We start from the raw sequence: 11,098 nt of genomic DNA, 5'->3' as shown, positions 1-11,098 counted from the left end.
AGCCGCGGTACGGAAAGGCGGGGATTACATGATACAGGCGGTTATTTTTAATCTGGAAAGTACATTGTTAGACCCCGGAGGTCGGGGCTTAATCCAGGGAATGTGCGACATCTTCAGATGGAAGGGTATACAGGTAACTGAAGAGCAGGTATCTCATGGACGAGGATTGCCCATCCGGGATCATATTGCGAATGTGCTCGGACTTTCAGAGGTTCGTAGAAAATGGTTGGAGTGCTTTGGTGCGCATCCTGGCAGAGTGGATATTGAGCATATTTATCTTGAGCTTGTCCCTGTTCTTCGCTCTTTGATCCAAGGGGCTGAGACTGCTGTCGGTATAGATAGGGCGTTGCAGGAGCTTCAAGATCGCCGCATTCAGTCAGGCGCTACTGCATCCTGCCCGATGGAAATGCTGAGTCATGTATTCACGCCTGCACAGTCACCCTATACGCTGGATTGTATGGTAGCCCCATGTGAAGTTTCGCAGGGGAGGCCTTATCCGTGGATGATCTATGAAATTGCACATCGCCTGCAGGTATTCCCGCTTAGCGATATTGTGAAGGTAGGAGACACAGCAGTCGATATGCAAGAAGGACGGAATGCCGGCGTTTGGACGATTGGTGTGTTGAACCATAACGAGAGTGCTTTGGCCGCGAACCACACTACAAGCTGTGAAGTGGACGATAGGGTAGCCGAGGAACGACGCAGACAAAGTATATATGGTTTGAAAAGGGCAGGGGCCCACATCGTGATGAACTCGGTCGCTGACTTGCCGCGTATTTTGCGTGAAATTGAAATGCTCCAGCATACGGGAGGCTATCCTTCTTACATGAAGCCAATGAAAACAGTTGCGATTCCCCCATTGTGAGCATAACGGCTATAACTCTTAAGTGCTTAAATTGACCTTCTAGGTTATATATGTATGCATCTACCTGGATAAAGGTGTACTCAGCTCGGCCTTCTAACCTCAAAAGGAGCATTCGCTATGTTAGCGAATGCTCCTTTTGAGTGTACTCCTTTTCGTCTGTAAAATGACCCGTAAGATGGACACTTTCAATCAAGTGTCCATCTTACGGGTCACAGTTCACCGAAATCATTACTGGTCGGAACTTTTCACCCGGAACTGATCAGCATGACGCTGTAGATTGTTGGAGAGTGTGGTCAGATTACGGGCTACTTCGGATAGTTCTTTTACCGCTAGGGCCTGCTTCTGTGCGCTTGCGGATACATCTTCTGTCATTCCGGCAGTTTGCTGCGCCGCGCTGGCTGTGTGCTTCAGATGTTGATCTACGCTGTGACGTACCTCCTGCATTTCTGTGGTCAATTGGGCCAGATGTGCAGCCAGTTCCTCAACTTCCTCTGATACCTGGGTGACTTTATCAACGGACTGTAGACATAATGCAATTTGTTTTTCTTGTTCATTGACAGTGTTTATATTTTCATCAAATTGATCGCCCATTTGCTCAATTTGCTCGACAAAACTACTTAAGATTTCGTCAATTTCACGAATAGATATGGCAGATTGTTGGGCAAGTTGTCCCATTTCATGAGCTACGACAGAAAAACCTTTACCAGCTTCCCCTGCACGCGAAGCTTCAATCGAGGCATTAAAGGATAAAATCTGCGTCTGCTTTACGATGCCCTGTACCTGCTGTCCAATGTTAGCTGCTTCGCGGGACTTTTCAGTTAGCGCGTGTGACATACGCTGCATTTGCTTGATTCGCAGAGCGCTTTCTCGTCCCTTCTCCAATAGTAGTTCATGTTCACTGGCTACCTGATTACGGACTTCATTGAGATGGCGCGCCGTATCCGTAAACTGGTGCACATGGCTTCCGACTTCATCCAGCGTTTGTCCTAAGCGGTCAGATTGCTGAACCGACTCTATCGTTTGATCCGCTTGGTTTGTAGATACATCGGCAATTTGCTGGAGTGTGCGGGACAGTTCCTCGGTTTGGTGAAGGGTACCTTCTGATGTCACGACGATATTCTCGGATGCTTGCTGAAGTGTACTTGAACTGCTTTGAATGTCCACAATCATATTGGACATGGCTTCTACCATCCGGTTCGTCAGGCCGCTGATTTCACCTAGCTGATCATACGTAACTTGCTGCGATGTAGCCGTAAGATTGCCGTCAGCTACTTGCTCCAGTGTATCTTTAATAAACCGTACTTGATGTAGTATTCGACGTGTTACCAGCATCATTACCGCAATGGAAATGATCAGAATGATGGAAACCACAGGGATAACTAGCCGGTAGGCCTCAGGCAGGGTTTTCTCGTACACTTCAGTTACAGAGGCAAGGGATCTGTCAATTCCTAGATAGCCTATGATGGTTCCATCTGTATCCTTAATGGGTGTAAAGGAAGAAAACATCGTTCCCCAATCAGGGTCCGTTGTGATATCTGTAGTGACCGTCTCCCCTTGTTTCAATCTATCTGCCGTTTCTTTACGGGTGAAACTAACAGGGCTTCCAAAAGGACTGTAGTCTTTGTCGTCCCAAGCAGCTCCGTCCACTGTAAGCTTCCACTCATCGCCAACACGATTGTACATATACATATACAGGACTCCGCTTTGCAGCCTGAGCGTATTTAACTCGTTCCGAAGTTTTTTATACTCATTGCTCTGCTCGGATGGATTCGTGTTTAAGCTTTTGACGGTTGATTTGTCCAGTAGCTTAGCCGTATTCACCGCCAACGCTTCATTGTTTAGCTGCATGGTTGATAGAGAAGCATTCTGAATAGATAGTTTGGTCGTCCACAGAATCATGACGCCAATCACAACTAAAGGAATGAGCAAGATGAAGTAGAGTTTGGTTTGTAATCCCATTCTTTTTTTGACTTTGCTTTTCATAATATGCTCCTTACTGTATTATTTCGCCTTCATATAATATCGTGTTCAAGTAGGAAAATATGAATAGTAATTAATATGTTTCATGAATTTTTTGCATATTTACGCAAGTTTCATCCCCATAGAAAAAAGCCTTAGCTCAGCAATACCGAGTTAAGGCTTGTAGCTTATGATTTACAAATCGTCAAATCCATTGTCATCTCCGACCTTGCCATAATTGCGTGATTTTGCTTCAAAAAAGTCCGTTTTTGTTGCATTCAGCGCTTCATCGGAAAATGGCTTGATCCAAGGCATACAGTTTACATCTACCCCTTCGTATGCTTTGTCCATACCCAGAAGTCTTAGGCGCATGTTTGCCATGTATTTGATATAATCGCTCAGCTCGTTCAAGTCAATGCCGCGAACCTCTTTGAGCGTGTAATGCGCCCAATTCGTTTCCAGTTCCACAGCGCGGTTGATCATACGATAGACATAGTCCGTATTTTCCTTGGTATCCAACTCAGGGAAATCAGCCAAAAGCTGCTTGAACACTTCGGCAAAGAAGTAGCAATGCTGATTTTCGTCGCGCTGAATATACGAGATCATCTGGCTGGTGGCCATCATTTTTTGGTCACGGGCCAAATTGTAAAAGAAAGCAAATGTACTGTAAAAGAATATGCCTTCCAGAATCAAATCCGCTACCATGGCTTGGAAAAAGGTTTGCGGGTTCTGCTCATCGCGGAACTCTTGATAAATGTCCGAGATGAATGTGTTACGCTCCAGCAGGACAGGATCATTTTTCCAGTATTCAAAAATTTCCTTCTGCTCCTGCTCTGATACCAGGGAAGACAGCACGTAAGAGTAGGACTGGTTATGCACGACTTCCTGTTGTCCGATAATGGCCGAAATAGCTTCCAGCGAGGAATCGGTAAAATATCGTTTTACATCTCCGACAAACATGGTTTGCATGGAATCCAGCACAGCCAGCAGGCCGATATTAATTTTGAATGTGCGCTGTTCTTCGGCATCCAGCATAGGGAACTGGGACGCATCCTTGGACATCGGAATTTCATCCGGAATCCAGTGGTTTAGCAGCAGCACCTTATATAGTTTGTACATATGCGGCATCCGAATATCGTTCCAGTTCAGGATACCGGAGTTTTCGCCTTCAATAATACGGGTAGAGCGGTTAGGCGCTTCCGTGTTAAAAATCTTTTGTAACTGCATGAGAGCCTCTCTCCTTTAGTTTAGGATGCGCAGCTTTCGCATTCTTCAATCGTCAGTGCGCGGCTGCGTACATAATAGGTCGACTTCATACCCGATTTCCAGGCATGAATATGCAGCGCTAAAAATTCGGTAGCTTTAATATCTGGGCGTACATACAGATTAAAGCTTTGACCTTGGTCAATATGACGCTGACGTGCAGAAGCCATGTTGATCGAAGCGTGTTGATCCAGCAAGAAAGCTGTTTTGTAGTACCAGATGGTTTTTTCATTCAAATCTGGTGCAGGGTTAGCGATCTTGTAGGTTGTTTTCTCTTCATAGGAAAGCAACTCATACAGTGGATCAATACTAGCGGTAGAGCCTGCGATAATGGACGTAGAACCGTTAGGCGCAATGGCGAACAGCCATGCGTTACGGACACCGTTTTGTTGGACTTCTTCCGCAAGCTCGCTCCACTCGGACGTAGTGACGAATTTGCCTTCACGTGTACCGTCTGTATAGCCACGGGAAGTGAAATAATGCCCGGTCGACCAGTCAGAACCCTCGAATTTGGCATAACGGCCTTTTTCTTTCGCCAGCTCCATGCTGGATTTTACGGCCAGGTAGTTAATTTTTTCATACAAATGATCATTATAGGTTACCGCTTCATCGGACTCCCAGCGGATGCCCTCAAGTGCGAGTAGATGATGCAGCCCAAATGTACCCAAGCCGACTGCACGATATTGGCTGTTTGTGTATTGTGCTTGCAGCACCTCAATGTTGTTGATATCAATAACATTATCCAGCATACGTACCTGAATCGGTACGAGACGATCCAGCACACCTGCCGGAACCGCACGAGCCAGATGGATGGAGTTCAGGTTGCACACAACAAAGTCGCCAGGAATTTTGGAAATAACAATGCGTGTTTGACCATCCTTGGTGACCAGTTCTTCTTTTTCTACTACCGTTGCAGATTGATTTTGCATAATTTCCGTGCACAGGTTGGAGGAATATACCATACCATGGGCGTGGTTTGGATTAGCACGGTTTACCGTATCGCGGTAGAACATGTACGGCGTACCTGTTTCCAGCTGTGATTTCATCAAACGCTTCATGATGTCAATGGCAGGCACCGTAATACGAGAGAGGATCGGATGCTGTGACGCCTCCTCATACTTCTCACGGAAGGAGCCTGAACCGAAGGCTTCATCATAAAAATCCTCCAGTCCCAGGGGACGACCCTTGTCATCCTTCCAGCCCATCACCTTCTTCACTTCATGCGGACAGAACAGATTCCATTCGCCCCGTGCTTCGACCCGCTCCATGAACAGATCGGGCAGACATACGCCGTGGAACACGTCATGTGCACGCATCCGCTCATCACCGTTGTTCAGCTTCAGGTCTAGGAACGCCAGAATATCCTTGTGGAATACGTCCAGATAAACGGCAATTGCCCCTTTGCGTGTACCCAGCTGGTCTACGCTAACAGCTGTATTGTTCAATTGTCGAATCCAAGGGATAACGCCAGAGCTTGTATTTTTATGTCCACGGATATCGGAGCCACGCGCCCGTACTTTACCGAGATATACGCCGATGCCGCCGCCCATTTTGCTAAGACGGGCTACATCGGTATTGGAATCGAAAATACCTTCCAATGAATCGTCTACGGTGTCGATAAAGCAGCTGGAGAGCTGTCCGGCCACCTTTTTTCCGGCATTAGACATGGTTGGTGTAGCTGCGGTCATGTACATGTTGCTCATCGCCCAGTATGCTTCCTTGACCAGCTCCATACGCTTGTCGGCCGGCTCTTGATGCATCAGGTACATTGCAATAATCATGTAGCGTTCCTGTGGAAGCTCCATTACGCGTCCGTCAAAATCATTGGCCAAATAGCGCTCAGACAGCGTCAACAGTCCAATATAGTCGAACAGTAGGTCATTCTGCGGCATTATGGAATCGCCGAGCTCATCAATCTGCTCCTTGGTGTAGCAGTCAAGCAGTTCCTGACGGTAGATTCCTTTTTGCACTAGATCGGTGATCAGTGGATAAAAAGCGCCGTAAGGCTCGTCTGCATAGGATTTGTAACGGCGGTGAGTAGCCGCTTTTTTATATAGGGAAGTGAGCAAAGCACGCGCAGCGGCAAATTTCCAGTCCGGTTCTTCCTTGCTAACCAGTTCTAGAGCAGCCATTGCAAATGCGTTGCTAATCTCATCTCCAGTGACTTCGTCCCGGCGGAGCTTACTAGTTACACCGCGAATGAGTCGATCTTTATCCAGCTTGTCCAGCCCGCTGAGTACACGGTCAGCATATACGGATATACGTATTTCATCAAAAGCCAACTGGCGATTGTTTGGTTTGGTTACGAGTTGTGGCATAGGATTAATTCCTCGCTTTCTTGATTTGGAATCATACTTAGGGAATAGGCATGAAAATGATCTGAGAAAAGAAACTGGTGAAAAAAGCGATGGTCAGACAGCATTTTGGGGCTGTATGTAATCCAATAACATAGAAATAGCGATGCGCCTGCCAATGAAGGAAAAAAAGATGGTTTCCGTAGGAATCATCGGCTACATCACTATATTTAGAGGTGTTATGAATATTTAACCCAACATATTGTGTATATAAACTTAAAATTTCAAATAAGTGCAAGGAGTATTATAGCAACATTCGAAGCCATACGTAAAGGAAAAGGAATGGAAAATCAAAATATGCAGAGAAGTCGCGGGCTATATTTGAATTGAGACGGAGTGAACGGTACAATAAATGATAAAGATGTTTCCTACTAAAAATAAGCCGTATACATATGGAACTTTTTTGAAGAACAAGGTTGCTTTATCGACTGAGTTTTTAGAATTTTTAAAAAAAATGATTTTTTCAATTTAAAGGAGGAACTTGGTGATGGCCATTGCAGAAGTGACAGTAATCCCGATTGGAACGGGGAGTACGAGCCTGAGCGACTACGTTGCTCAAATGCAAAAAGTGTTGAAGACGCAAAAGGGAATTACCTATGAACTTACCTCTATGAGTACGATTATTGAAGGTTCGTTGGACGATGTGTTCACTGCTATTGCTGCGCTACACGAAGCGCCATTCCTAGCAGGAGCCAAACGCGTTTCCACCTCAGTCAAAATTGATGATCGCCGTGACAAGCCTTCCTCCAGTCGCCAAAAGCTGCGATCCGTCGCAGATAAGCTATCCGGAACCACGGCAGGGAATGTTACAGAATTAAACCCAAATCTTAGTTGATAAAGTTGATGTAAGTGATTGATTTTTATGTAACTAAGAGTATAATAGTTTTTGTTGTCAGTCACACTGACCTGCTGGTGTAGCTCAGGGGTAGAGCAACGCACTCGTAATGCGTAGGCCGGGGGTTCAATTCCCTTCACCAGCATTCTATAAAACTCAAGCACAGCGCGGCTTCCAAGCTTTTTGGAGGCTGCGCTTTTTTGTGATTTTGGACAATCTTCTACCATTTTTCTACCCTTTAGTATAGTAAAGTAGGTTCTTCAGTGCTAATGCTCTCTCCTGTAATTGAATCGCTAATGTTTTTTAACACCGCTTCTTGGAGATTCAGGTGTTGTATAGTGACAGACTGGAAACGTAAATTGTCCAGCCGTAAGTTTTGGGCGTTACTGTCCGCATTGATCACGAGCTTGCTTACTGCTTTTGGAGAAAACAATGCCACAGTTATTCAAGTGACCGGCGTTATTGGTGCTTTCGGTGCAGTAATTGCTTACATTCTGGCTGAGGCTTATGTAGGTGGTAAGTCGGCAGAAACGTCAGCCACTGACGATCTGTAAATCTACAAGTGTTTGGAAATACGAAATACCCTGCTGGTATAGTGCCCGTGAGGGTGTTTTGATAGGATTAGCAGTTCCAAAGCCATTTATAAATTAAGTCAATAGGTATATTACTCTAGTATAGCGGGGAGTCTATATACTAATTATCTACAATTTTTAAACAAGGAGGGCTTTTTGCGTGGACCATCTCATTATTTTAATCAGAAGTTTTTCAGCATTTTTTATCCTAATGATAATTGGGAGAATATTAGGAAAGCAAACCCTTTCCAATATGAACTTCCATGAATTCGTAACGGCGGTTATATTAGGAGCTATGGCTGCTAACTTTGCATTTAACGAAAAAATAGAAGTTATCCACCTATTAATAGCGCTGTCCGTTTTTACAATTACTTCTTATGTTTTAGCCAAGATTTTTTTGAAATTCAGAAACTTTAAGATGTGGACAGAAGGAACCCCCACCGTTCTCATCGAAGGAGGGCTCATTCTCGAAGATAACTTAAAAAAAAATAATATGACATTGGATTCTTTAAACCAGCAGCTTCGCGAGAAAGATATTTTTAATATAGAAGAAGTGGAGTACGCCCTACTTGAGATTAACGGAAAACTATCTGCCCAAAAGAAAAAGGAACTGCAAGCCGTGACATTAAAAGATTTGCAGTTGAATGCAGGCAATACCTCACAGTTCCCAATTGAGCTTATAATCGACGGACAGCTTTTGCAGGGCAATTTAGACTCCAACCATATTTCCGAATCCTGGATGAACTCCCAACTCAAAGCACGCGGCAAAAAGTTAGAGGACGTATTCTACGCCGTTAAAGGCAGCAACGGCCAGCTCTATGTGGATGAATATAAGGATAAAATCCAGCAACCAATTGATGTGGAATAGTATTAACTTTTGGTCAAAAGTTACTTGAGATTCAACGTAATCAGATAATTGTATTTGGCAGCGTGCTTAAGCTCATCCAAGATGATACCGTACACCGTGTCCTTATAGATGCCAGTAGGCAATCCAAACCAGATGTTGCGGTATCGTTCTACCGCACCTAACTCTCCCATCAAGGCGCGCTGCAGACCTTCTGCATAGGAGTGCACTTTCTCATATTTCTCACTACTGATGCCTGTAATCTCCTGTCCTGTCAAAGCCCGATACATCTCTCTGAACATTTTGTTGTGGCCGCGTTCATCGTTACGGATGCTTTCAATAATAGCCACCTGCTCCTGTGAGGGAGCCAAATTGATCAATTCATCGTAGAACAACTCATCGTTACGCTCCCCTTGTACCGCTTCCTTTATCATTTGTACTGCTTTTGGAAATCCTGTGTTCCAGATCGGTACAAAATCGGCCCGCATATAATATGAATTTCCCCAGTAAGAAGGTACTTGATACAAGTTTATTCCCTCCCAATGCTAGTTTTTAGAAAGTATATGCGCATCTGCCCATGTCGGTTCCTAACATTAGGAAAATGATTGTTCCTCATACTCCTAATCGCCCTTTTCTTGTGAAGAAATGCTGGCGGCTATTTGACTTACCAACATACTGGGTTGATTATACTGATGGTAGCTAACACCGGGGAAGAATTTGTTTGTAGGAATGCTCTTATGACAAACGTAGTATTTCTACATAATTCGCAAAAAAAAGATATTGACAACTGGTTAATTGATGGGTAAAAATAGTAAATAATTATAAAATACTGGGATTTTTATGCGAAGGGTGGCTATGTCATGAAGCATACACCTACGATTCGAGCGGAATTAGATAGATATTTACAACAAGAGGGCATGAGTCTAACGCAGTTTGGGCATGTAGCAGGCATGAATAGGGGAATCGTAAGCGCCATTGTGACAGGGAATAAGTCCATGTCTGTTAACCAGCTTGATTTAATCACTGAGGCTATGGGCTTACCAGAAGGTCACTTTTATGATCTATTTATAGAAAACTACATCATCGATCATCCACCCAATATGAGGCGAATCGAGCCGCTTTTGTTTCGATGTGCGGAGTTGGACAAGCTGGAGGCGATCCGCCGAGTAGTGGGAGCTATCATGGATAATCTACTGTATTCACCCAAGCTATTTGAAATTGCAGAGGAATTGTTGTCGCAGGGAAGACATGCGGCTGCATTGTTGCTGTATGAGGGGGTAGCTGAAGCGGAGAAATATCAACATTCTGAACGTTTGGCAGTCTGCCAATATCGTATATTCACGATTCAAGTTGGAGACGACCAAAGCCGCAACCACAAAGCAGCTATACTATTCGAGCCTTATGTCGAGCGCCTAGATGATTTAGAACAACTTGATGCGTTAAAGGATCTGGCTAATGTGTACAGGTCATTGCGTAAATGGGACAAGGTTGATGAAATAGCGAGGGTGATGAGAGCTAAGGCTGAAATCCAATACAATTGGAAACATCAACAGAAGAACCAAGAACGCAATGAGGCTGCTAAGAAATTAAGTCGTCCGATGTTCGTGTACATCACGTATGCCGACTTACTATGTGCGAGTGTCTGTGATGCCCGAGGCGATTACCAACAAGCTCTACAATATACATACGCCTATGCGGACTTGGATTGGGTTAGAGAGACTGATGATGATACCCTCTATTGGGTAGAAATGTATCAAGATTGGGCACGATGCAATATTTATGTAAATAAGCTCTTGTCTGGAGATGTCAGCGTGCTCTCAGATTATGTCGAATACATAGCCGAAACAGCAGATACCATGGAAGGTGAGAAACTTTCAAAGCTGTTAAACGTTATGATAGCTGCTAATCAATATAATTTGGATGTTGATGATGTACTTTCAAGGTTTAAAAAAGACATTGATGCCTTTACTCAACTCCCGACATCTACTGATATGTACAGCCAACAAGTAGTACCCGACTACATTGCATGGTTTGGTTACGAACTGGCCTACTATTATTTAAACAGAGAAAGGTACAGTGATGGTTTTAAACAATTGTTATTTGCAATGGTAAAGTCACATATAATAAATAATGAGACTTACTTTATAAATTGTATTGGCTTGTTTATGCGTTTCCAAGTCTATGCGACTCCTGAAATCAAAACAGAGTTCTCCAATCTAATTGAAAAGGTGTGGGTAGGTAATGTTGAGAAAAATAGGACTGTTAATTGTTGCGAGTAGCTTTTTAGTTTTCATGACTGTACCTGGTATCCAGATTCTTGTACAGGTTGGAGGTTCTTAAACGTCATTAAAAAGCTCTGCTAACCTTATGGTCGGCAGAGCTTTTTAGTTGAAAAATTGCTTACAG

The 11,098-nt window shown here is 44.1% G+C and carries 9 protein-coding genes and 1 tRNA gene; 6 read left to right on the top strand and 4 right to left on the bottom strand.

Annotated elements, in window-relative coordinates; translation table 11 throughout:
* Positions 1-28 precede the first annotated feature (28 nt).
* Positions 29-865: an HAD hydrolase-like protein gene (locus ACXHJ1_RS04140; protein ID WP_153794433.1), complete on the top strand. Its 837-nt coding sequence runs from the start codon at positions 29-31 to the stop codon at positions 863-865.
* A 228-nt stretch (positions 866-1,093) separates the two neighbouring features.
* Here the strand turns inward: ACXHJ1_RS04140 and ACXHJ1_RS04135 are convergent, their stop codons facing one another.
* From ACXHJ1_RS04135 to ACXHJ1_RS04125, 3 genes are all read right to left on the bottom strand, one after another.
* Positions 1,094-2,848 carry a methyl-accepting chemotaxis protein gene (locus ACXHJ1_RS04135; protein WP_290410325.1) on the bottom strand — a complete coding sequence of 585 codons (1,755 nt, stop codon included), beginning with the start codon at positions 2,846-2,848 and terminating at the stop codon, positions 1,094-1,096.
* A 171-nt stretch (positions 2,849-3,019) separates the two neighbouring features.
* A complete protein-coding gene (locus ACXHJ1_RS04130) occupies positions 3,020-4,051 on the bottom strand; it encodes a ribonucleotide-diphosphate reductase subunit beta (protein WP_019685970.1) in 1,032 nt (343 codons plus the stop codon).
* 20 nt (positions 4,052-4,071) lie between these two features.
* Positions 4,072-6,405, bottom strand: coding sequence for a ribonucleoside-diphosphate reductase subunit alpha (locus ACXHJ1_RS04125; RefSeq protein ID WP_457905658.1), 2,334 nt, complete (start codon positions 6,403-6,405; stop codon positions 4,072-4,074).
* A gap of 523 nt (positions 6,406-6,928) precedes the next feature.
* On the opposite strand from ACXHJ1_RS04125, the gene ACXHJ1_RS04120 reads away from it, so the two are divergent.
* The 4 genes from ACXHJ1_RS04120 to ACXHJ1_RS04105 all read left to right on the top strand — a co-directional run bounded on the left by ACXHJ1_RS04120 (position 6,929) and on the right by ACXHJ1_RS04105 (position 8,716).
* A complete protein-coding gene (locus ACXHJ1_RS04120) occupies positions 6,929-7,276 on the top strand; it encodes an MTH1187 family thiamine-binding protein (protein WP_016819451.1) in 348 nt (115 codons plus the stop codon).
* 73 nt (positions 7,277-7,349) lie between these two features.
* Positions 7,350-7,421 (top strand) — tRNA-Thr (locus ACXHJ1_RS04115).
* A gap of 193 nt (positions 7,422-7,614) precedes the next feature.
* Positions 7,615-7,830: a hypothetical protein gene (locus ACXHJ1_RS04110; RefSeq protein WP_457905657.1), complete on the top strand. Its 216-nt coding sequence runs from the start codon at positions 7,615-7,617 to the stop codon at positions 7,828-7,830.
* Positions 7,831-8,008: 178 nt separating this feature from the next.
* Positions 8,009-8,716, top strand: coding sequence for a DUF421 domain-containing protein (locus tag ACXHJ1_RS04105; RefSeq protein ID WP_457905656.1), 708 nt, complete (start codon positions 8,009-8,011; stop codon positions 8,714-8,716).
* Positions 8,717-8,736: 20 nt separating this feature from the next.
* Here ACXHJ1_RS04105 and ACXHJ1_RS04100 read toward each other — a convergent pair whose 3' ends face one another.
* Positions 8,737-9,180 carry a ferritin-like domain-containing protein gene (locus ACXHJ1_RS04100; RefSeq protein WP_044788291.1) on the bottom strand — a complete coding sequence of 148 codons (444 nt, stop codon included), beginning with the start codon at positions 9,178-9,180 and terminating at the stop codon, positions 8,737-8,739.
* Between the two features lie 372 nt (positions 9,181-9,552).
* Here ACXHJ1_RS04100 and ACXHJ1_RS04095 point away from each other — a divergent pair, with 372 nt between their 5' ends.
* Positions 9,553-10,971 carry a helix-turn-helix transcriptional regulator gene (locus ACXHJ1_RS04095; RefSeq protein WP_107734767.1) on the top strand — a complete coding sequence of 473 codons (1,419 nt, stop codon included), beginning with the start codon at positions 9,553-9,555 and terminating at the stop codon, positions 10,969-10,971.
* The last annotated feature ends 127 nt before the right edge of the window (positions 10,972-11,098 follow it).

The organism is Paenibacillus sp. ALE2 (assembly GCF_054113385.1).
This window is presented reverse-complemented; position numbering and strand designations above follow the sequence as displayed.